The organism is Streptomyces sp. NPDC001980 (genome assembly GCF_040296885.1).
Classification (GTDB): Bacteria; Actinomycetota; Actinomycetes; order Streptomycetales; family Streptomycetaceae; genus Streptomyces.
Genome location: NZ_JBEOYD010000007.1, coordinates 204,505 through 225,403, shown reverse-complemented (window position 1 = coordinate 225,403; position 20,899 = coordinate 204,505). Strand labels below are relative to the sequence as shown.

Here is a 20,899-nt window from a genome sequence, read left to right as displayed (position 1 = left end):
GGAGCCGGTCATTCCGGTACGACCGAGATTCGACATCAGGAGCCTTGAGACCATGACCGAGACGGAAACCAACGAGCTGGACGACTCGTTCCACGTCTTCGACACCACGCTGCGCGACGGCGCGCAGCGCGAGGGCATCAACCTCACCGTCGCGGACAAGCTGGCCATCGCCCGGCACCTGGACGACTTCGGCGTGGGCTTCATCGAGGGCGGCTGGCCGGGCGCCAACCCCCGGGACACCGAGTTCTTCGCCCGCGCCCAGCAGGAGATCGACTTCAGGAACGCCCAGCTGGTCGCCTTCGGCGCCACCCGCCGGGCGAACGCCAAGGCCGCGGACGACCCCCAGGTCAGGGCGCTGCTGGAGTCCGGCGCCCCGGTGATCACGCTGGTCGCCAAGTCCCACGACCGGCATGTCGAGCTGGCCCTGCGCACCACCCTCGACGAGAACCTGGAGATGGTCCGCGACACGGTCTCCTTCCTGAAGGGCCAGGGCCGCCGGGTCTTCGTCGACTGCGAGCACTTCTTCGACGGCTACCGCGCCAACCCCGAGTACGCCAAGGCCGTCGTACGGGCCGCGTCCGAGGCCGGCGCCGACGTGGTCGTCCTGTGCGACACCAACGGCGGCATGCTCCCCGCCCAGGTCAACGCCGTCGTCTCCACCGTCCTCGCGGACACCGGCGCCCGGCTCGGCATCCACGCCCAGGACGACACCGGCTGCGCGGTCGCCAACACCCTGGCCGCGGTCGACGCGGGCGCCACCCACGTCCAGTGCACGGCGAACGGCTACGGCGAGCGGGTCGGCAACGCCAACCTGTTCCCGGTGGTCGCCGCCCTGGAGCTGAAGTACGGCAAGCAGGTGCTGCCCGAGGGCCGGCTCCGCGAGATGACCCGGATCTCGCACGCCATCGCCGAGGTCGTCAACCTCACGCCCTCGACGCATCAGCCGTACGTGGGAGTCTCGGCCTTCGCACACAAGGCCGGGCTGCACGCCTCCGCGATCAAGGTCGACCCCGACCTCTACCAGCACACCGACCCGGCCCTGGTCGGCAACACCATGCGCATGCTGGTCTCCGACATGGCCGGCCGCGCCTCGGTGGAGCTCAAGGGCAAGGAACTCGGCGTCGAGCTCGGCGGCGACCGCGAACTGGTCGGCCGGGTGGTGGAGCGCGTCAAGGAACGCGAGCTGAAGGGCTACACCTACGAGGCCGCCGACGCCTCCTTCGAACTCCTGCTGCGCGCCGAGGTCGAGGGCAAACCCCGCTCCTACTTCCGCGTCGAGTCCTGGCGGGCCATCGTCGAGGACCGCCCCGACGGCACCCACGCCAACGAGGCCACCGTCAAGCTCTGGGCCAAGAGCGAGCGGATCGTCGCCACGGCCGAGGGCAACGGCCCGGTCAACGCCCTCGACCGCGCCCTGCGCGTGGGCCTCGAAAAGATCTACCCGCAGCTCGCCAAGCTGGACCTGGTCGACTACAAGGTCCGCATCCTGGAGGGCAAGCACGGCACCGAGTCCACCACCCGCGTCCTGATCTCGACCTCCGACGGCAGCGCCGAATGGTCGACGGTGGGCGTCGCGGAGAACGTCATCGCCGCCTCCTGGCAGGCCCTGGAGGACGCGTACACGTACGGCCTGCTGCGCGCGGGCGTGGAGCCGGCGGAGTAGCAAGGAGCCGGGCGGAACACCCGGCGCCGGCTCGGCCGACGCCGGGTGGGCCTCACCTCTCTCCCGACCGAGTCGGGTGGTGGGTGGGCAAGCCTTACTGGAGGTGCCACTTCTGGTTGGACGCCCCGGTGCAGGACCAGATCTGCGCCCGCGCCCCGTTCGCCGACGAGTTGTCCGTGACGTCCAGGCACTTGTTGGCCGCCGTGTTCACCACGTCACCCGTCGAGGAGTTGTACGACCACTGCTGTGCGCCGGTGCCGTTGCAGTCGTACAACTGCACCTTCGCGCCGTCCGCCGTCGACGCCGACGTCACGTCGAGGCACTTGCCGAGCGACCGGATCGACCCGTCGGACTGCACGGTCCACTGCTGGGCGGTGGAGCCGTTGCAGTCGTAGAGCTGGACGGCCGTGCCGTTCGTGGTCGAACCGCCCGCCACGTCCAGGCACTTGCTCGCGAGCCCCACGAACGCACCGGTCTGGCTGGAGCCGCCCGACTGGGTGCCGGACCAGGTGAAGGTCGCCGAGGTCTTGCCGGGGAGCGAGTAGGTGGCGTGCTGCGAGCCCCAGTTGATGGTCACCGTCTGCGCGCTCGACGAGTCGTTGTAGGCGATCAGCGCCTTCGAGCCGTCCGGGTTGCGCCAGGCCACGTTCGGGACGGTGGTGGACGCGGTGGAGGCGATCCGCTGCGCGCCGGGCCGTACGAACTTGGTCAGGTGGCCCATGTCGTAGTACTCGACGGTGTAGTCGACCGTCCCGCTCGCCCCGTCACCGTTGTGCACGGTGATCAGACCCGTGCAGGTGCCGCAGCCGCCGTTGTGCGGGCCCATGTTCTGGTCCACGGCCAGCGACCACTTGGTCACCGACTTCGCCCAGTTGCGGGTGTAGTCGATGATGTTGGACATGTCCTCCTTCTGCTGGTTGGCGACCCAGGTGCCGCCGGAGTGCTCGGTGCCGAAGGCGTCCAGCGTCGGGTACTGGTTGTGCACGGTGGTCTGCTCGGAGACGTCACCGCCGTAGCCGTGCCAGGCGATCCCGCCGAAGTTGGGGTGGTTGCGGATCGTCGAGTCGTTGACGAGGGCGGCCGCGTACGAGTCGTACACGTCCCAGTTCCAGTCGTGCGCGAGGACCTTGGTGGACAGGCCGGCCGACTGGAGCTGCGGCAGCAGGTCGTTCTTGAGGAAGTACTGCAGCCCGGAGGCGTTCCAGCTCATCGACGGGTAGCCGGAACAACAGGTCGGCTCGTTCTGCGGGGTGACGTAGGAGACGTTGACGCCCTGCGCCTGGTAGGCCTGGAGGTACTTCACGAAGTACGCGGCGTAGGCGGCGTAGTCCTCCGACTTGAGCCAGCCCCCGTTGAGCGAGCCGCTGTCCTTCATCCACGCCGGCGCCGTCCATGGCGAGGCCATGACAGTCAGAGAGGGGTTCAGCTGGAGCGCCTGCTTGGTGAGCGGGACGACGTCCGCGAGGTCGTGCGAGATGGAGAAGCTGTTGAGGTTCGGGTCGGTCTGCCCGGCGGCCACGTCGTCGTACGTGTACCCGTACCGGGCCAGGTCCGAGGCGCCCATCGGATTGCGCAGGAACGACAGCCCGATCCCGTTCGTCGGCGAGAACAGCTTCTGCATGGTGGCGTCCCGGGTGGCCTGGGACAGCGCCCCGCTGCTGTTCATCAGCCAGGCCGCGGTGTCCGTGAAGGACGCGCCGCCGCCGGTGAAGGCCTGGTAGCGGGTGTTCTCGTCGACGGTGATGTTCGTGCCGCTGCCCCCGGTCCCGGAGGAGAAGGCGAACGGCGTCTGCGCCTGGAGCCCGCGGGTGACATGGCGTCCGGCGGAGTCGTCGGTGGTGGTGAGGTACGCGGTGACCTGCTCACCGGCCGCGTGCGCCGGCGGTACGACGGCGCTGAAACCGGCCGCGGTGAGCAGCCCGGCCAGCAACAGGCGCAGTGTGTGGGGGGTTCTTCTCATGGGCACATCGCCCTTCCTGACGGGACGTCTTGACGGGGGTGCGAGCCGTTAGTTAACTCACGACGTGATCTAAGCCATGAGTGAACTGTGAGAGCCCCGAGTGAACCAGAGAGTCGAGGGAAGGTCCATGCCAAGAGCCGCCCTGCTCGTCTCCACCGCCCTACTCGCAGCCCTGATCCCCCTGTCCGCCGCCAGCGCCGCCGACGACCCGGCCCCCACCCCCGTCGACCGCTTCGAGGGTGAGGTCCCCTTCGCCTCCCAGCCCGCCGAGGGCATCTTCACCTGGGGAGGCGACAGCGACGACCCGCCCGCCCTCCAGTTCGCCGACCGCGCCGACGCCCCCGAGGGCGCCAAGGTCCTCTCCGGGACCTACGACATCAGCGGCTACGGCGGCTTCACCCACGACTTCGCCGCCACCGAGCCCGCCCACGACTGGTCCGCGCACAAGGGCATCCGTTTCTGGTGGGACGGCCAGGACAACGGCAAGAAGATCGCCTTCGAGATCAAGGACGGCGGCACCAACGGCGAGGCCTCCGAGCTGTGGACGACGTCCTTCACCGACGACTTCACCGGCTGGAAGCAGATCGAGATCCCGTTCACCGACTTCGTGTACCGGACCGACTATCAGCCGGTCGGCGGCATCGACCACGTCCTCGGCCTGGCCCAGATGTGGGGCTACGCGGTCACCCTCCCCGTCGGGGTCAAGGGTCAGTTCGCCATGGACGACGTGGAGTTGTACGGCAAGGCCGACCAGGCGCTGCGCGCGTCGGTCACCACGGACGCGGCCGTCTACCCGGTCAAGGAGGGCGGCACGGCGACCGTGAAGGTCACCGTCGCGACCACCGGCTCGGCCCCGATCGACGATCCGGTGACCGTCGCCTACGAGACGTCCGGCGGGACCGCCGAGGCCGGCAAGGACTACCAGGCGGTCTCCGGCACCGTCACCTTCCCGGCGGGCACGGCCTCCGGCGCCACACAGACCATCAAGGTGCCGACGCTGAAGGACCGTTCGGCCGAATCGGCCGAGACCATCCCGCTCAAGCTCACGGTCACCGGCGCCAAGGCTCCGGCCGAGACCCCGCAGGTCGTCGTCGACGCCCACGGACTGCCCTACCTGGACAGCAAGTTGCCCGTGAAGAAGCGGGTCGCCGATCTCCTCTCCCGGATGTCCCTGGAGGAGAAGGTCGGCCAGATGACCCAGGCCGAGCGCGGAGCCGTGGGCACCGGCGGTGACGTCACCGCCTACGACCTCGGCTCGCTGCTCTCCGGCGGCGGCTCGACCCCCACGCCCAACACGGCCGCGGCCTGGGCGCAGATGATCGACTCCTTCCAGCTCCGGGCGCAGGCGACCCGGTTCCAGATCCCGCTGATCTACGGCGTCGACGCGGTGCACGGCCACAACAACCTGGCCGGCGCCACGATCATGCCGCACAACATCGGCATCGGCGCCACCCGCGACCCCGGGCTCGCCGAGAAGACCGGCGCGGTGACCGCCTCCGAGGTCCGCGCCACCGGCATCCCCTGGGACTTCGCCCCCTGCCTCTGCGTCAGCCGTGACGAACGCTGGGGCCGCTCCTACGAGTCCTTCGGTGAGGACCCGGCCCTGGTGAAGTCCATGGAGACCATCATCCAGGGCCTCCAGGGGCGTGCCGACGGCCGCGACCTCAAGGACGACGACAAGGTCCTGGCCACCGCCAAGCACTTCGTCGGCGACGGCGGCACCGCCTACGGCTCGTCCACGACCGGCACGTACACCGTCGACCAGGGCGTCACCACGGTCACCCGGCAGCAGCTGGAGGCCATCCACCTGGCGCCGTTCCAGACCGCCGTGGACCGGGGCATCGGCACGGTCATGCCGTCGTACTCCTCGCTGGACATCGTCGGCGACGGCCAGGGCCCGGTGAAGATGCACGCCCGCGCCGACATGATCACCGGCGAGCTCAAGGGCCGGATGGGCTTCCAGGGCTTCGTGATCAGCGACTGGAACGCCATGGACCAGCTCCCCGGCGACTACGCCTCCCACGTGCGCACGGCCGTCAACGCGGGCGTCGACATGATGATGGTCCCGTACGGCTACAAGGACTTCACGACGAGCCTGACCGACCAGGTCAAGGCGGGCAGCGTCACCGAGCAGCGCATCGACGACGCGGTCTCCCGCATCCTCACCCAGAAGTTCAAGCTGGGCCTCTTCGAGCACCCGTACGCCGACACCGGCAACGCCTCGGAGATCGGCTCCACCGCGCACCGGGCCGTCGCCCGGCAGGCGGCCGCCGAGTCGCAGGTGCTGCTGAAGAACTCCGACGGCGTCCTGCCCCTGAAGAAGTCGGAGAAGGTCTACGTCGCCGGGTCCAACGCCGACGACCTCGGCAACCAGACCGGCGGCTGGACCCTCACCTGGCAGGGCCAGTCCGGCACCCACACCACCGGCACCACCATCCTCCAGGGCATGAAGAACGCCGGGGGAGACGTCACCTACTCCAAGGACGCCTCGGCGTCGACGAGCGGGTACGACGTGGGCGTGGTCGTGGTCGGCGAGACCCCGTACGCCGAGGGCGTCGGAGACGTCGGCAACGGCAACGACCTCACGCTGACCCCCGCCGACCAGGCCGCCGTGGACAAGGTGTGCGCGGCCATGAAGTGCGCGGTGCTGGTCGTCTCCGGGCGCCCGCAGCTGATCGGCGACCGGCTCGGCGAGATCGACGCCCTGGTGGCCTCCTGGCTGCCGGGCACCGAGGGCGACGGCGTGGCCGACGTGCTCTACGGGAAGAAGGCCTTCACCGGTCAGCTCCCGGTCACCTGGCCGAAGTCCGAGGCGCAGCTGCCGATCAACGTGGGCGACGCGTCGTACGACCCGCAGTACCCCTACGGCTGGGGTCTGACCACGCTGACCAAGGACCCCAAGGGCGGCGAGGCCACCCTGAAGGCGCTCGGCGCGGCGGCGAGGGCGGCGGAACGGACGGGCTCCGACTCGGCCGGCCGCAAGCTCGTCACCAAGGCCCGGCTGCTGGTCCAGGCGAAGATCGGGCAGTCGGTCACGGCTGCTGTCTCCAAGCCCTTCGCCGACGCGGACCACCTGCTGCTGACCGGCAAGTACGCGGCGGCGGTGGAGAAGCTGACGGAGGCCTACCGGGCAGCGTAGGAGGACAGCGCTCCTGGGGAGGCTTGGGGGTAGTTTCGAAGCATGAACGCGGTGCGACGGACCACCCGAAGCCTCCCGGGGCTGCTGTTCCTGGCGCTTGCGCTTGCGCTGGTCGCCCTGACCGCGCCCGCCCCACGGGCGAGCGCGGTCACCGGCGTCTCGGCGGTCGCCGACGCCCTGCGCAAGAACCCGGTGTACGTCGACCCGGCGGCCGCCGCCCAGCTCTCCACGGCCGACGCCGACGCGCTGGCCCGGCAGATCAAGGACGCGAACAAACCCCTGTTCGTCGCCGTCCTGCCGGCCGACTACCCCACCAAGAACCTCTTCACCGACCTGCGCACCGCCACCGGCGTCACCGGCCTCTACGCCGTCCGCCTCGGCGACCGCTTCGACGCCCGCGCCGACTCCTCCGTCCTGCCCCGGACGGCCGTGCAGAACCTGGTCACCAGCGTCCAGGGCGAGAGCGCCAAGACCCAGCTGACCGACTTCACCGACCGCGCCCTGACCAACATGGGCGGCAAGGCCCCCGCGAGCTGGGGCGGCGGCAGCACGGGCGGCTCGGGAGTCTCCAGTACGGCGCTGATCGCGGTCGGAGCCGCGGTCGTGGTCGGCGGGGCGGGCGCGTACGCCCTGGTCCGCCGCAACCGCCGGCGCCACGAAGAAGAGCAGCGGGCCGCCCTGGACCGGCTCCGGGTGGTCGTGGACGAGGACATCACCGCGTTCGGCGAGGAATTGGACCGCCTCGACTTCCACCCGGCCGAGCCGGGCGCCGACGACGCGATGCGCGCCGGCTACGAGCGCGCGCTGAACGCCTACGAGCAGGCGAAGTCCGCGATGGCCGACGCCCGCAGACCGGAGGACGTCCGGGCGGTCACCCAGGCCCTGGAGGACGGCCGTTTCTCGCTCGCCGAGCTGGCCGCCCGCCGCGAGGGCCGCCCGCTCCCGGAGCGCCGCCCGCCCTGCTTCTTCGACCCCCGGCACGGCCCCTCGGTCACGGACGCCACCTGGACCCCGCCCGGCGGCGCGCCCCGCGAGGTCCCGGTCTGCGCGGCCGACGCCACCCGCCTCGCCGACGGCCACGATCCCGCGGTCCGCGAGGTCGACACCGACTACGGCCGCCGCCCCTACTGGGACGCGGGCCCCGCCTACGGCCCCTGGGCGGGCGGCTACTTCGGCGGCGGCATCCTCCCCGGCCTCCTCCTCGGCACCGCCCTGGGCGGCTGGATGTCCGCCCCCGCCTACGCGGCCGACTACGGCACCGGGTACGGCGACTTCGGCGCCGGCGGCTACCAGGGCGGCGATGTGTCGGGCGCGGACTTCGACCCCGGGGACTTCGGGTCCTTCGGAGGCGGCGACTTCGGCGGGGGCGGGGACTTCGGCGGCGGGGGCGGCGACAGCGGGGACTTCGGCGGCGGCTTCTGACCTACCGGGCGTCCCCCAGCCGCTCCATCACGGCGGCCGCGAGCGACAGCACCCCGCGCTCGGTCTCGCTCAACGCCCCGAGCGCCTCGGCCAGCCAGGCGTCCCGCTGCGCCATGTCGTCCTCCAGCGCCCGCCGCCCCGCCGCGGTCAGGCTCAGCACGGACTGCCGTCGGTCGGCAGGGTCCGGCGCCCGCCCGACCAGCCCCTCCGTCTCCAGCTCCGCGAAGACCCGGGTCAGCGACTGCGGCCGCTGCCGCTCGGCGGCCGCGACCTCGCCGGGCGTGGACGGCCCGTGCCGGTACAGATGGCCGAGCACCGACAGCTGATTGGGACTGAGGCTCCCGTCCACGCGCTCCTGCCGCAGCCGACGGTTGAAGCGGAGGACGGCACGACGGAAACGGGCGGCTTCGGCGAGGTGCTCCATGGAGAGAGATCGTACGCGCATACTTACTACTGGCGGCGCAATATCCCGTACTCTCAACCCTTGTGACCGTCAAACTCATACGCAATGCGTACGAAGCCGGGCTGACGATGACAGCCGTGCTGCTCTCCTGGGGAGCCGCGCTGGCACTGGAGAGGGCCGCCGGGCTGCACACCGACGTGCTGGTCCTCGCGGTCGCCCTGTCCCTGACCCTCGCCTCCAGCCAGCGCACCGCCGACACCCGCCGCCGGCTCACCGCACTGGTGCTGCTGCCCGTCACGGCCGGCGCCTCGATCTTCCTCGCCCGCCTGATCGCCTCCCACTACCCGATCGGCGCCGCCGTCTACACGGCCGCGATGGCGCTGGCCATCTGGATCCGCCGCTACGGGCCCGCCGCCACCAAGGCCGGCACCCTGATCGCCCTCCCGCTGGTCGCCCTGCTCGTCGTGCCCGGCCCGGCCCTGCCGCCCGAGGCCCAGAGCGGGCTGGTGACCTGGGGCTGGTCGGCGCTGATCGGCGCGATGGCGTGCGCCGCTGTGTGGCTGGTGCAGGGGCCGGCGGACCACTTCGGCCCCTGGCGCCCGGACCCGGCCCCCGCCACACCCTCGCGCCGCTCCCGCCTCCACCCCCGCCCCAGCACCCGCATGGCACTCCAGATGGCCGCCGGGATCGCCGCCGCCTTCGCCCTCGGCCACCTGCTCTTCGACGACCACTGGCCCTGGGTCGTACTGACCGCCTACGTCGCCGCGAGCGGCAACCGCGGCCGGACCGACGTCCTGCGCAAGGGACTTGAACGCCTGGCCGGCGCCTGCCTCGGCACGCTCCTGGCGGCGGGCGTGGCGGCGGCCGGCGTCACCGGCCACACCGCGGTGGCCCTGATGTTCACGACCCTCGCGATCGCCCTCTGGCTGCGCCCCCTGAACTACGCCTACTGGGCCGCCGGCATGACCTGCGCCCTCTCCCTCCTCCTCGGCTACTTCGGCCAGGACGCCGCCTCCCTGCTGCCGACCCGCCTGGAGGGCATCGCGGTGGGCGCGGTCCTGGCGGTGGCGTCGGCCTGGTGGCTGCTGCCGGTACCGAAACGCCGCGAGCCCGGCGCGACACGGCCGGCATGGACCTAGTGGTGCCAGGCCTGGCCGCCCGTGTTGTGGATGAAGCGTTGCAGCACCTTGAGAGTGATGAGGTACTCCTCGTCGGGGATGCCCGCGTGCCGTTCCGCTCGCAGTTCGTCCTGGACGGCCGCGGCCCTGTCGTAGAACGCCCTGCCGTCGGCCGTGAGGCTCAGGCGGCCCGCGGCGTCCTCGGTGATCCATCCCTGGGAGATGGTCGTGTCGATCTCGGACTCCATGATCTCCGGGCCGGCGCCGAGGTAGTTCCGCAGGAGACGGGACACCTCGTCGCGGGTCTTGACGCGGTCGGCGTTTGCGACCTGCGCGAGGACCCACCACTGCGGCTGGGTGGTACCGATCCCGGAGAGCGCGGCGCGGATGCGGTCCACGACGGACTTGTAGGCGGCCCAACTCCAGTAGCCGATGGGCTGCTGGAGCAGTTCGGCGTCGGTGTGCGAGTACTGCATGACCGGTCCCTCCGTCTTGGCCTGCCTGTTTCGGAGTGACCGACCCTAGGAGCTCAACCTCGCTTGAGGTCAAGGTCCTTCGGCTCTGCGTGAGTGGACTGGCCACCAACGCGTTGCTCCACGGCGTCCCCCCGGGCCGCGGCTTCCGCGTCCGGCTCGCCCTACCCCGACGGAGTCCTCCGCGCCGAGGTCCACGACAGCGGCCCGGGCGAACTCCGCTACGGCGACATGTCCCCGGACTCGGAGCACGGCCGGGGCCTGCTGCTGGTCACGCTGCTCGCGGACAAGTGGGGGGTGGGGGAGCGGGAGCCGGGGAAGGTGGTGTGGTGCGAGTTCGCGGTGTACGGGTGATCATTCGTCGGCCCGCGGGGTACCCGGCGCGGCTCCACGAAGGTGAGTGAGCCGGGTGACCGGCCTAGACTTGGGGGCCTGGGAGGGGGACCCCACTCCAGGAGGACGCGATGGTGCGGCAGACCAGGCTGGACGGGGAGTCCGAGGAGTACCTCGGCGCCCGGGAGAAGCTGCGGCTGGCCGAGATCGACCTGATGCGGCGCCGGGAGGAGGTCGCGGCGCTGCGGCGGGTGCTCCCGCCGGGGCCGGCCGTCGACGACTACGTCTTCCTCGAAGGGCCCGGTGACCTCGACGCCGGGGACACCCCGGTGCGCGAGGTCGCGTTGAGCGAGCTGTTCTCCGGGCCCGAACGGCCGCTGGTCGTCTACCACTTCATGTACGGCAAGCTCCAGACCAGTGCCTGCCCGATGTGCACGATGTGGATCGACGGTTACAACGGCATCGCCCACCACGTGGCCCGCAACGCCGACTTCGTCATCGCCGCGGCCGCCGACCCGCCCACCCTCCGGACGTACGCCCGTGACCGCGGCTGGGACCGGCTGCGGCTGCTCAGCTGTGGTGACAGCACGTTCAAGTACGACCTGGGGAGCGAGGACGAGGACGGCGCGCAGGACTCCACGGTCTCCGTCTTCACCCGCGACGGCGACGGCACGGTCCGGCTCACCTACTCCGCCCATCCGCGCATGGCCGACGACATCCGGGAGCGCGGCATCGACCTGCTGACGCCCGTCTGGCACCTGCTCGACCTGACCCCACAGGGGCGAGGGGACTGGTACCCGACCATCGACTACTAGGGCGCGGTACGCGCAGGGCATCCGGACCTGGCCGAGCGCCGCCCTCAGGGGAGTGGAGGGCGGCGCTCAGCGGGTGTGATCGGGGCCGGTGGTCCGGCGCCGGGGGCTCACGCGTTCTTGATCGCCGAGATGTCGAAGTTCAGCTTGATCTTGTCGGAGACGAGGACGCCGCCGGTCTCCAGCGCCGCGTTCCAGGTGACGCCCCAGTCGGAGCGCTTGATCTCGGCCTTGCCCTCGAAGCCGACGCGCTCGTTGCCGAACGGGTCCTTGGCGGCGCCGTTGAACTCCAGGTCGATGGTGACCGGGCGGGTGACGCCGAGGATCGTGAGGTCGCCGGTGATGCGGTAGTCCTCGCCGCCGAGGGCCTTCGCCTCGGTGGAGCGGAAGGTCATCGTCGGGAACTCGTCGATCTTGAAGAAGTCGGCCGACTTCAGGTGACCGTCGCGGTCGGGGCTGCCGGTGGTGATGCTGTCCATCTTGATGTCGAGGGAGGCCGTGGACTTGGACGGGTCCGCGCCGTCCAGGTGCAGGGTGCCCTCGAACTCCTGGAAGCTGCCCTTGACGTTGGTGACCATCGCGTGGCGGGCCACGAAGCCGAGCGTGGTGTGCGCCGGGTCGATCGTGTAGTCGCCGGTCAGCGCGGCCGTGTCGGCGGTCGTGCCGGCGGCGGTGGTCTCGTCGTTCTTGCGGCCGAAGATGCCCATGAGGTGCTCCTTGAGGGGACGGGGCGCGACTTCCGAGCGGTGCGTGCAGCGGTACGTACGGAAGGCGCGACCTTGATGTTTAACGTTCAACGAACTCAATGAAAGACACCGTAGACCCATTCCATTCAACCTTCAACATCATCCGCACGCGTGTCGCGGTCATTACTCAACGTAGTGGTGTGTCGCGTGATAGGGCGACGGGACCCGCGGAGGGAGCGGCTAGGCTCTGTGTGGGTGAACCGCCGTCCGGAGGCCTGTATTACTCCGCGGGTGGTATGGGCCGCCGGTGAATGTGAGGCGCATCTCAACCTCGCCTTTGTCGCACCCCTACAACGGCGAAGCCCTCTGAGCAGTCGGAACGGCTGCATGTGGTTCTGGTTCTGTTCAGTGGTTCCAGGAAAACGCGTCGGAGACTGTACGGAGTCGACGTCTCGCATTCCTTGGTGTCCTTCGTAAGGTCGCTACATGACCGTTTTGGAAGAGACCACGGGCGAGCCCACCGGTGAACCGACGGACGCGCGCGGACGGGTCGCCGAGCTGCACGAGATCCGTGCGGTGGCCGTGGCGGGCCCCAGCGAGAAGGCGACCGAGGCGCAGCACGCCAAGGGCAAGCTGACGGCCCGGGAGCGCATCGAGCTGCTCCTGGACCCGGGTTCCTTCCAGGAGGTCGAGCAGCTGCGCCGGCACCGCGCGGTCGGCTTCGGGCTGGAGGCCAAGAAGCCGTACACCGACGGTGTCATCACCGGCTGGGGCGCGGTCGACGGCCGTACCGTCTTCGTCTACGCCCATGACTTCCGGATCTTCGGCGGCGCGCTGGGCGAGGCCCACGCCACCAAGATCCACAAGATCATGGACATGGCCATCGCGGCCGGTGCCCCGCTGGTCTCGCTGAACGACGGCGCCGGCGCCCGGATCCAGGAGGGCGTCTCCGCCCTCGCCGGCTACGGCGGCATCTTCCAGCGCAACACCAAGGCGAGCGGTGTCATCCCGCAGATCAGCGTGATGCTCGGCCCGTGCGCCGGTGGCGCGGCCTACTCGCCCGCCCTCACCGACTTCGTCTTCATGGTCCGCGAGACCTCGCAGATGTTCATCACGGGACCGGACGTCGTCAAGGCGGTCACCGGCGAGGAGATCACCCAGAACGGGCTCGGCGGCGCCGACGTCCACGCGGAGACCTCCGGCGTCTGCCACTTCGCGTACGACGACGAGGAGACCTGCATCGCGGAGGTCCGCTACCTCCTCTCGCTCCTCCCGCAGAACAACCGCGAGAACCCGCCGCGCGTCGAGTCCACGGACTCCGTCGACCGCCGCAGCGACGTCCTCCTCGACCTGGTCCCGGCCGACGGCAACCGGCCGTACGACATGACCAAGGTCATCGAGGAGATCGTCGACGACGGCGAGTACCTGGAGGTCCACGAGCGCTGGGCGCGGAACATCATCTGCGCGCTGGCCCGGATCGACGGCCAGGTGGTCGGCATCATCGCCAACCAGCCGCAGGTTCTCGCGGGCGTCCTGGACATCGAGGCGAGCGAAAAAGCTGCGCGCTTTGTTCAGATGTGTGACGCTTTCAATGTTCCGATCGTCACATTCCTGGACGTACCGGGCTTCCTCCCCGGTGTCGACCAGGAGCACGGCGGGATCATCCGCCACGGCGCGAAGCTCCTCTACGCCTACTGCAACGCGACCGTGCCCCGGATCTCCCTGATCCTGCGCAAGGCGTACGGAGGTGCCTACATCGTGATGGACTCCCAGTCGATCGGTGCCGACCTGACGTACGCATGGCCGACGAACGAGATCGCGGTCATGGGCGCCGAGGGTGCGGCCAACGTGATCTTCCGTCGGCAGATCTCCTCCGCCGAGGACCCCGAGGCCATGCGGGCCCGCATGGTCAAGGAGTACAAGTCCGAGCTGATGCACCCCTACTACGCGGCCGAGCGCGGCCTGGTCGACGACGTCATCGACCCGGCCGAGACCCGCGAGGTGCTCGCCAAGTCGCTGGCGATGCTGCACACCAAGCACGCCGACCTGCCGTCGCGTAAGCACGGCAACCCCCCGCAGTAATCCTGCGGAAACCTCTCTCACGGAGACTGACACCCATGAACGTGCCTGACATCCGCGTCGAGAAGGGCAATGCCGACCCGGAGGAAGTCGCCGCCATCACGGCGGTCCTCCTGGCCCGCGCGGCCGCCCGGCCGACCGCCGACACCGAGCAGACCCACCGCGGCCGCGCCAAGGCAGGCTGGCGCCGCCTGGAGCGCGAGAACGGCTTCCGCGCCCCGCACAGCTGGCACGGCTAGGCTGCGCCGCTCAGCCGACAGTACGTAGGAGAAGGGCCCCTCTCTGTCCGAGAGGGGCCCTTCTCCGTGTGCGAGGACCGAAAACTTTGGGCCCCTTCGAAGAAGGGGCCCAGTACGCGCCCCTCAAGGGGCGCTGGGGGTACCCCCCGGCCGAAGGCTGGGGGAGGAACTGCGCGACGAGCCACGATCCACTCGCAGTCGGCGTACGACCGGCCGTGGCAGCCAGGTCGCCGGAACTACCGCAGCCGAGCCATCAGAGCGTGCTCGACCAGAGTGATCAGCGCCGACTTCGCATCGGCGCGGTGCCGGGCGTCGGTCGTGATGATCGGCGTGTCGGGCCCGATCTGCAGCGCCTCGCGTACCTCTTCGGGGTTGTACGGCTGGTTGCCGTCGAAGCCGTTGAGGGCGATGACGAACGGCAGGCCCGAGTTCTCGAAGTAGTCGACCGCGGGGAAGCAGTCGGCGAGACGCCGGGTGTCGACCAGGACGATCGCGCCGATGGCGCCGCGTACCAGGTCGTCCCACATGAACCAGAAGCGGTCCTGACCGGGGGTGCCGAACAGGTACAGGATCAGGTCCTGGTCCAGGGTGATGCGGCCGAAGTCCATGGCGACCGTCGTGGTCGTCTTGTCCCCGGTGTGGGTGAGGTCGTCGATGCCGGCAGACGCGGACGTCATCACGGCCTCTGTGCGCAGCGGGTTGATCTCCGAGACGGCGCCGACGAACGTGGTCTTGCCCACGCCGAAGCCGCCCGCCACCACGATCTTCGCGGAGGTGGTGGAGCGGGAAGGACCGCCGCTAGAGCTTGCGAAGTCCACTGAGCACCCTTTCGAGCAGTGTCACGTCTGGCTGGCCACCGGCGTTCTCGTCGCCGCCGGGCTGATGGATGGCGACCAGGCCCGCCTCCGCCAAGTCGGCGACGAGGATCCTGGCCACGCCGAGAGGGATCGAGAGCAGGGCCGAGACTTCGGCCACCGACTTGATCTCCCGGCAGAGGTTGCAGATCCGCTGATGCTCGGGCAGTTGGCCCTGCATCTGGTGCGGCTGCGCGGTGGTGTGCACCAGCGCCTCGATGGCGAGCTGGTACCGCGGGCGGGTCCGGCCGCCGGTCATGGCGTACGGACGCACCAGGGGGTTGCTGGATCCCGAGGCCGGCGCCGGCTCGGGGCGGCGCTGCGGCTGCACCGGCTGGATGCGCGGCGCCGGCGGCTGGTCGTACGGCGAGGGACCGGGGCCCTGCGGAGCGTACGGCTGCCGGTGGCTCGGCGTGGAGGGGAAGTTGTACCGGTTCCCGGAACCGTCGCCCTGGCCCTGCGCAGGCCCGTACGACCAGTTGCCGTTATTAGAACCGCCTGGGGGTGTTGCCACTTTCTCTCCTCCTCCGACCGTGCCGGGCACCCAACCTTGTGGAGCCGCGTCCCGAAACCTTACGGCCCCGGGACGCGAAAACGCACCGTCTGACTATTAGTTGAGAAGGCTTCCCTGGAGTTCCGCACGCAGATCCGGGGTAAGTACCGTGCCCGCGCGGTCCACCAAAAGGGCCATCTCGTACCCAATCAGGCCGATGTCGGCCTCCGGGTGGGCCAGGACCGCGAGCGAGGAACCATCGGAAACGGACATGATGAACAGGAATCCCCGCTCCATCTCCACAACCGTCTGATTCACGCTGCCGCCCTCGAAGATCCGGGAGGCGCCTGCCGTCAGAGACGTCAGACCGGAGGCGACGGCCGCGAGCTGGTCGGCGCGGTCGCGGGGGAAGCCTTCGGACATCGCCAGAAGGAGTCCGTCGGCGGAGACCACCACCGTGTGGGACACCCCCGGGGTGTTGTCCACGAAGTTGGTGATCAACCAGTTCAGGTTCTGTGCCGCCTGGCTCATCGGGCTCACACTAACGCTCCTGGTTGTAGGTGCTGTCAGGACCGAAGCCCTGGCCGTTCGTTTCACTGCCTGCGCTGCGCCCGCGCTCGACGCCGCGACGCAGGTTGCTCAGCCTGCCCCGGATGTCCTCCGGGGCGCGGGAGACCTGTGGGCCTCCCTGAGGGGTGCTCTCGGCGGCTCCCTCGACCAGGTTGGCCTTGGGTACCCGCCTCGGCAGACCGGAGGAGGTGACCCCGCCCGCCTTGGGCCTCCGCAGCGCCGAGGCCTGCTGCCAGCGCTCGTCGTTCTGCGAACGCCAGGAGTTGTCGCCGGCCGGCCCGGGAGCCGGTGCCGGTGCCGCGGCCGGAGCCTGCTGCATGGCACCCGCGCCGTTCCGGCCGCCCGTGCCGCCGCCGACGGAGCCTCGGCGGGGCAGCCCCGCGTCGGTCAGCCGGTGGCCGTTGGAAGGGGCCGGTCCCGGACGGTCGAAGCCTACGTGGTTCCGCTCGTCCACGTCACCGGCCTGCGCCGACTCCGCTTGCGGAGCGTACTGGGCCGGGTAGCCGTTCGTGTAACCGTCCTGCTGCGGCCAGTCGTCCTGGTAGGGCTGCTCGCCGAAGGCCGGGAACGCCTCCGCGGCGGCGGCCTGCGCGGCCGCGGGCTCCTCCTGCACCGGCTCCGGATAAGTGGGCTCCGGGTAGCCGCCGTTGGCGGAGAACGCGTCGGGGGAGAACGTGTCGTTCTGCGGCAGGCCGCCGTTCGGCGCGTAGTACTGCTCGTCGTACGTGCTCTGCGGCTGCTCCTGGTACGCCGGCTGCCCGTCGTAGCCCGTGGGCTGCTCCTGGAAGCCCGTACCGTTCGGGTCGTAGCCCTGCCGGCCGCTGTCGAACTCGTCGACGTACGCAGGAATCTCAGCGGTCTCCTGCGGGGCCTGTGGGGCTTGTGAGGCCTGCGGGGGCTGCGCCTGGGCCTCCAGGGCCGCACGGCGCTCCTCGCGCATCAGCGAGCGGCCCACGGGGTCCAGGTCGCGGATGTCGTCGGGGACCTCGATGTAGCGGCTGTCGTCGAAGCCGAGTTCGGCCGCCGTACGCATCGGCTGGAGCTGCGGCTGGCCGAAGCTCTCGGGCTGGAACTGCTGCTCCGGGATGATCTGCGAGACCGTGAACTCGTCGCGCTCCAGAGGCTGTTCGCCGCCACCGCCGTGGGTGATCGCGTCCGGCAGCATGACCAGCGAGGTGGTGCCTGCCTGCTCGCCGGAGGGGCGCAGCTGGACCCGGATGCCGTGCCGGTCGGAGAGGCGCCCGACCACGAAGAGGCCCATGCGCTGGGAGATCGCGGCGTCCACGGTCGGCGGGTTGGCCAGCTTGTGGTTGATGTCCGCGAAGTCCTCGGCGGTGAGGCCGATGCCCTTGTCGTGGATCTCGATCATGATGCGGCCGTCGGGGAGACGGGTCGCGGTGACGCGGACCTTGGTCTGCGGCGAGGAGAACGTGGTGGCGTTCTCCAGGAGCTCGGCGAGCAGGTGCACGAGGTCGGTGACCGCGCGGCCGTGGATCTCGGCCTCCGGGACGCCGGAGAGCTCGACGCGCTCGTACTGCTCCACCTCGGAGGAGGCGGCGCGCAGGACGTCGACCAGCGGGACCGGCTGGTCCCAGCGGCGGCCGGGCTCCTCGCCGGCGAGGACCAGGAGGTTCTCGCCGTTGCGGCGCATACGGGTCGCGAGGTGGTCCAGCTTGAAGAGGTTCTCCAGCTGGTCCGGGTCGGCCTCGTTGTTCTCCAGGTCGGTGATCAGGGTCAGCTGGCCCTCGATCAACGACTGGTTGCGGCGCGACAGGTTGGTGAAGATCGCGTTGATGTTGCCCCGCAGCAGGGCCTGCTCGGCGGCGAGCCGGACGGCCTCGCGGTGGACCTGGTCGAACGCGCGGGCGACTTCGCCGATCTCGTCGGTCGAGGTGATCGGGATCGGCGCCACCCGGGTGTCGACCCGGCCGGGGTCGGTGCGGGAGAGCTGGTCGACCAGCATCGGCAGGCGCTGCTCGGCGATGCCGAAGGCGGCGTTGCGCAGCTGGCGCATCGAGCGGGACATCTGGCGGGCCACCATGCCGGCCAGGATGAACGCGGCGAGCAGCGCGACCATGACCGCGGCGGCGGTGATGAACGCGTCCGTCTTGGCGCTGTCGGCGATGTCGGAGGCCTCGCTCACCGCCTTGTCGGCCATGTCCGACTCGATCGTGCGGTAGGCCTGGTACTTGAGGGTGTTGACCGTCCACCAGTTCTCGGCGGTGATGCCCTGGGTGGCCAGCGCCTGGCGGGTGCTCGGGTCGGTGTCCTGCAGCGTGGCCAACGCGCTGACCATCGCGTTGTCCTTGGACGGCGGGGCCACGTAGTTCGGGTCCTTGGCCTTCGCCTGCTGGACCAGCGCCGCGCCGTCCGTCTTGATCTTCTTCTCGAGGTCGGTCAGCTTCTGCGCGTCCGCCTCGGTGCCGCCGCCGATGTACTCCTCGACGGCGATGCCCTCGAGGTAGGCGTACGAGGAGAGTGCGACCCGCTGGCTGGCCAGGTTGCCGGCGTCCGGGCCGGGCTTGACCAGCAGGTGCATGCCGATCGACCGCTCCAGCGACAGGGCCGCCTTGGTGAGCGAGATGGCGTAGACGGTACGGCCGTAGGAGGTGATGTTTCCGGTGCCCAGACCGAGCTCGTTGGCGAACTCCATCAGCGGGTGGGCGACCTGGGTGTAACCCTCTTCGGTCTGCACACCGCTGAGCTTGCTGGTGTACGCCGCGGCGCGCAGGTTCGTGAGCTGCGGCTCGGCCTCGCGGAACAGCTTCAGGCGGCGCTCCAGGCCCGGCTTCTGCGGCATGTTCTGCGCGGCGGCGTCGAAGGCGTCGGCGGCCTTGTCGGTCGCGGCACGCGCCTGGGTGACCGTCGCCTTGTCCTTGCCCAGGAGCAGCGGTGCCGCGCTGACGTCACGCTCGTTGTAAAGGGCGTCTCCGTAGCTGAGGGCGGCGCGGACCAGGCGCGCGGTGTTCTCCGCGTCCCGGGCGTCCTGCCAGGTGTCGATCGAGCTCTTCACCTGGAAGCCGCCCATGACCAGGCCGACGACCACGGGTATGAGCAGAATCGCGTTCAGCCTGGTCGGCACTCGCCAGTTCCGCGGGGAGAAACGGCCGCCGCTCTTCGCGGGCGCGGCCGGTGGTTCCGCGGCTGGCACAGGGGTGGGCGCCGCAGCGCGCGGCGGCGGGGTGAAGTTGCCCCGTGCCGACGGCTCGGGACCGTTCTTGCTTCGCCTCACTCGACCAACAACCTCTCGGCGGCGGGCACCTATCGTCGTGCCGCAGTCTCTCAGAGCCCGGTGTGTCTCAGACCACTACTCAGTACGTCTTTGACTTATGGGCAGTTCAGGCATTCCAGCACGGGGGCCGGTGCACTTCCAAACAGTCCATTGGGGCAGAGCGCACGGATGTAAGCCCCAGATAAAACGGTCATAAAGAGCGAGCCCCGCCAAAAGGCGGGGCCATTGTGAGCGCAGCGGCACCGCGTGACCGCGACGCGTGGCGATACCACTGGATTCCTCTGCCGAAACGTTATGAACACCGAAGCCGACCGTGTCAAAGGCCACAGTCGGCTCCGGTTTCCTTACGACAACTGCCGTAGGCGACGACGGACTTGGTTACCGCGCCGTGGCTACCGCAGGCGCGCCATGAGGGCGTGCTCCACCAGCGTGATCAGCGCGCTCTTGGCGTCGGCCCGGTGCCGGGCGTCGGTCGTGATGATCGGCGCGTCCGGTCCGATCTGCAGTGCCTCGCGCACCTCTTCGGGTGTGTAGGGCTGGTGTCCGTCGAAGCCGTTGAGGGCTATGACGAACGGCAGACCGCTGTTCTCGAAGTAGTCGACCGCCGGGAAGCAGTCGGCCAGACGCCGGGTGTCCACGAGCACCACCGCGCCGATCGCACCGCGCACCAGGTCGTCCCACATGAACCAGAACCGGTCCTGACCGGGCGTGCCGAACAGGTACAGGATCAGGTCCTGGTCAAGCGTGATACGGCCGAAGTCCATGGCCACCGTGGTGGTGGTCTTGTCCCCGGTGTGCGTCAGGTCGTCGATGCCCGCCGAGGCGGACGTCATCACGGCCTCCGTGCGCAGCGGATTGATCTCGGAGACCGCTCCCACGAACGTGGTCTTGCCGACGCCGAAGCCGCCCGCCACCACGATCTTCGCGGAGGTGGTGGCCCGACCTCCGTCAGAGCTTGCGAAGTCCACTGAGCACCCTTTCGAGCAGCGTCACGTCAGGAGCGCCGCCGTTGTTCTCGTCGCCGCCCGGCTGGTGGATGGCGACCAGGCCGGCCTCGGCGAGGTCGGCCACCAGGATCCGGGCCACACCGAGCGGCATGGCGAGCAGCGCCGAGACCTCGGCCACCGACTTCACCTCGCGGCACAGGTGGCAGATGCGCTGGTGCTCCGGGAGCAGCCCCATGAGCGCTGCCGGGTCGGCCGTCGTGCTGATCAGCGCCTCGATGGCGAGCTGGTAGCGCGGCCGGGTCCGGCCGCCGGTCATCGCGTAAGGACGTACCAGCGGCTGGTCGCCCTCGTCCCCGTACGGCTCCGCGTACGGATCATGAGAGGCGGTGGGCGGGGTCATCGTTCCTCCGGGCGGGACAGCAAGTCGGTCGGGCTAGCCGTCGGACGTGGCCGGTGGGGGGATTGTGGCGGCCGGA

At 70.1% G+C, this 20,899-nt stretch carries 17 protein-coding genes and 1 pseudogene; 8 read left to right on the top strand and 10 right to left on the bottom strand.

From position 1 onward, the window contains the following. Nucleotides 1-52 precede the first annotated feature (52 nt). Nucleotides 53-1,663, top strand: coding sequence for a citramalate synthase (gene cimA / locus ABT137_RS13525; RefSeq protein WP_351707183.1), 1,611 nt, complete (start codon nt 53-55; stop codon nt 1,661-1,663). 94 nt (nt 1,664-1,757) lie between these two features. Here the strand turns inward: cimA and ABT137_RS13520 are convergent, their stop codons facing one another. Next, on the bottom strand, nt 1,758-3,623 hold the full coding sequence (locus ABT137_RS13520; RefSeq protein ID WP_351707180.1) for a lectin: 1,866 nt from the start codon (nt 3,621-3,623) through the stop codon (nt 1,758-1,760). Nucleotides 3,624-3,750: 127 nt separating this feature from the next. On the opposite strand from ABT137_RS13520, the gene ABT137_RS13515 reads away from it, so the two are divergent. Continuing rightward, entirely contained in the window at nt 3,751-6,762 is a 3,012-nt protein-coding gene (locus ABT137_RS13515) for a glycoside hydrolase family 3 protein (protein ID WP_351707178.1), read from the top strand. Nucleotides 6,763-6,804: 42 nt separating this feature from the next. Further along, a complete protein-coding gene (locus ABT137_RS13510) occupies nt 6,805-8,184 on the top strand; it encodes a hypothetical protein (RefSeq protein ID WP_351707175.1) in 1,380 nt (459 codons plus the stop codon). Nucleotide 8,185: 1 nt separating this feature from the next. Here the strand turns inward: ABT137_RS13510 and ABT137_RS13505 are convergent, their stop codons facing one another. Next, the gene (locus tag ABT137_RS13505; protein WP_351707172.1) at nt 8,186-8,608 is read right to left on the bottom strand and encodes a MarR family winged helix-turn-helix transcriptional regulator; all 423 of its coding nucleotides are present in this window, start codon (nt 8,606-8,608) and stop codon (nt 8,186-8,188) included. A gap of 62 nt (nt 8,609-8,670) precedes the next feature. On the opposite strand from ABT137_RS13505, the gene ABT137_RS13500 reads away from it, so the two are divergent. Further along, the gene (locus ABT137_RS13500; RefSeq protein ID WP_351707169.1) at nt 8,671-9,726 is read left to right on the top strand and encodes an FUSC family protein; all 1,056 of its coding nucleotides are present in this window, start codon (nt 8,671-8,673) and stop codon (nt 9,724-9,726) included. Here ABT137_RS13500 and ABT137_RS13495 read toward each other — a convergent pair. Next, nucleotides 9,723-10,181: a MarR family winged helix-turn-helix transcriptional regulator gene (locus ABT137_RS13495; RefSeq protein WP_351707166.1), complete on the bottom strand. Its 459-nt coding sequence runs from the start codon at nt 10,179-10,181 to the stop codon at nt 9,723-9,725. The two genes, ABT137_RS13500 and ABT137_RS13495, sit on opposite strands and share 4 nt — an antisense overlap. A 35-nt stretch (nt 10,182-10,216) precedes the next feature. Here ABT137_RS13495 and ABT137_RS13490 point away from each other — a divergent pair. Both ABT137_RS13490 and ABT137_RS13485 read left to right on the top strand, forming a co-directional pair. After that, nucleotides 10,217-10,532, top strand: a pseudogene (locus ABT137_RS13490) (ATP-binding protein). Between the two features lie 110 nt (nt 10,533-10,642). Further along, on the top strand, nt 10,643-11,326 hold the full coding sequence (locus ABT137_RS13485; RefSeq protein ID WP_351707163.1) for a DUF899 family protein: 684 nt from the start codon (nt 10,643-10,645) through the stop codon (nt 11,324-11,326). Between the two features lie 107 nt (nt 11,327-11,433). Here ABT137_RS13485 and ABT137_RS13480 read toward each other — a convergent pair whose 3' ends face one another. After that, a complete protein-coding gene (locus ABT137_RS13480) occupies nt 11,434-12,030 on the bottom strand; it encodes a YceI family protein (protein WP_351707160.1) in 597 nt (198 codons plus the stop codon). A gap of 465 nt (nt 12,031-12,495) precedes the next feature. Here ABT137_RS13480 and ABT137_RS13475 point away from each other — a divergent pair, with 465 nt between their 5' ends. Both ABT137_RS13475 and ABT137_RS13470 read left to right on the top strand, forming a co-directional pair. Next, nucleotides 12,496-14,091: an acyl-CoA carboxylase subunit beta gene (locus ABT137_RS13475; RefSeq protein ID WP_351707157.1), complete on the top strand. Its 1,596-nt coding sequence runs from the start codon at nt 12,496-12,498 to the stop codon at nt 14,089-14,091. A 35-nt stretch (nt 14,092-14,126) separates the two neighbouring features. Next, complete coding sequence (locus tag ABT137_RS13470; protein ID WP_046729245.1) at nt 14,127-14,327, top strand: acyl-CoA carboxylase subunit epsilon; 201 nt, start codon at nt 14,127-14,129, stop codon at nt 14,325-14,327. Nucleotides 14,328-14,563: 236 nt separating this feature from the next. On the opposite strand, the gene ABT137_RS13465 is transcribed toward ABT137_RS13470, so the two are convergent. From ABT137_RS13465 to ABT137_RS13440, 6 genes are all read right to left on the bottom strand, one after another. Continuing rightward, nucleotides 14,564-15,145: a GTP-binding protein gene (locus ABT137_RS13465; RefSeq protein ID WP_046729246.1), complete on the bottom strand. Its 582-nt coding sequence runs from the start codon at nt 15,143-15,145 to the stop codon at nt 14,564-14,566. Next, a complete protein-coding gene (locus ABT137_RS13460) occupies nt 15,126-15,695 on the bottom strand; it encodes a DUF742 domain-containing protein (RefSeq protein WP_351707153.1) in 570 nt (189 codons plus the stop codon). The genes ABT137_RS13465 and ABT137_RS13460 overlap by 20 nt, the downstream gene beginning before the upstream one ends. Before the next feature lie 96 nt (nt 15,696-15,791). After that, on the bottom strand, nt 15,792-16,205 hold the full coding sequence (locus ABT137_RS13455) for a roadblock/LC7 domain-containing protein (protein ID WP_005479603.1): 414 nt from the start codon (nt 16,203-16,205) through the stop codon (nt 15,792-15,794). A 10-nt stretch (nt 16,206-16,215) separates the two neighbouring features. Continuing rightward, nucleotides 16,216-19,476 carry a sensor histidine kinase gene (locus ABT137_RS13450; protein ID WP_351707150.1) on the bottom strand — a complete coding sequence of 1,087 codons (3,261 nt, stop codon included), beginning with the start codon at nt 19,474-19,476 and terminating at the stop codon, nt 16,216-16,218. A 392-nt stretch (nt 19,477-19,868) separates the two neighbouring features. After that, nucleotides 19,869-20,444: a GTP-binding protein gene (locus tag ABT137_RS13445; RefSeq protein WP_046729249.1), complete on the bottom strand. Its 576-nt coding sequence runs from the start codon at nt 20,442-20,444 to the stop codon at nt 19,869-19,871. Next, nucleotides 20,425-20,823 (bottom strand): DUF742 domain-containing protein, encoded by a 399-nt coding sequence (locus tag ABT137_RS13440; RefSeq protein WP_019058642.1) that lies wholly within the window; start codon nt 20,821-20,823, stop codon nt 20,425-20,427. The genes ABT137_RS13445 and ABT137_RS13440 overlap by 20 nt, the downstream gene beginning before the upstream one ends. Nucleotides 20,824-20,899 lie beyond the last annotated feature (76 nt).

Bases quoted from the DNA above. Each gene is read 5' to 3' on its own strand.
- cimA (WP_351707183.1), top strand. From the start codon at position 53: ATGACCGAGACGGAAACCAACGAGCTGGACGACTCGTTCCACGTCTTC.
- ABT137_RS13455 (WP_005479603.1), bottom strand. From the start codon at position 16,205: ATGAGCCAGGCGGCACAGAACCTGAACTGGTTGATCACCAACTTCGTG.
- ABT137_RS13440 (WP_019058642.1), bottom strand. From the start codon at position 20,823: ATGACCCCGCCCACCGCCTCTCATGATCCGTACGCGGAGCCGTACGGG.
- ABT137_RS13510 (WP_351707175.1), top strand. From the start codon at position 6,805: ATGAACGCGGTGCGACGGACCACCCGAAGCCTCCCGGGGCTGCTGTTC.
- ABT137_RS13515 (WP_351707178.1), top strand. From the start codon at position 3,751: ATGCCAAGAGCCGCCCTGCTCGTCTCCACCGCCCTACTCGCAGCCCTG.
- ABT137_RS13475 (WP_351707157.1), top strand. From the start codon at position 12,496: ATGACCGTTTTGGAAGAGACCACGGGCGAGCCCACCGGTGAACCGACG.
- ABT137_RS13495 (WP_351707166.1), bottom strand. From the start codon at position 10,181: ATGCAGTACTCGCACACCGACGCCGAACTGCTCCAGCAGCCCATCGGC.
- ABT137_RS13485 (WP_351707163.1), top strand. From the start codon at position 10,643: ATGGTGCGGCAGACCAGGCTGGACGGGGAGTCCGAGGAGTACCTCGGC.
- ABT137_RS13470 (WP_046729245.1), top strand. From the start codon at position 14,127: ATGAACGTGCCTGACATCCGCGTCGAGAAGGGCAATGCCGACCCGGAG.
- ABT137_RS13520 (WP_351707180.1), bottom strand. From the start codon at position 3,623: ATGAGAAGAACCCCCCACACACTGCGCCTGTTGCTGGCCGGGCTGCTC.
- ABT137_RS13505 (WP_351707172.1), bottom strand. From the start codon at position 8,608: ATGGAGCACCTCGCCGAAGCCGCCCGTTTCCGTCGTGCCGTCCTCCGC.
- ABT137_RS13480 (WP_351707160.1), bottom strand. From the start codon at position 12,030: ATGGGCATCTTCGGCCGCAAGAACGACGAGACCACCGCCGCCGGCACG.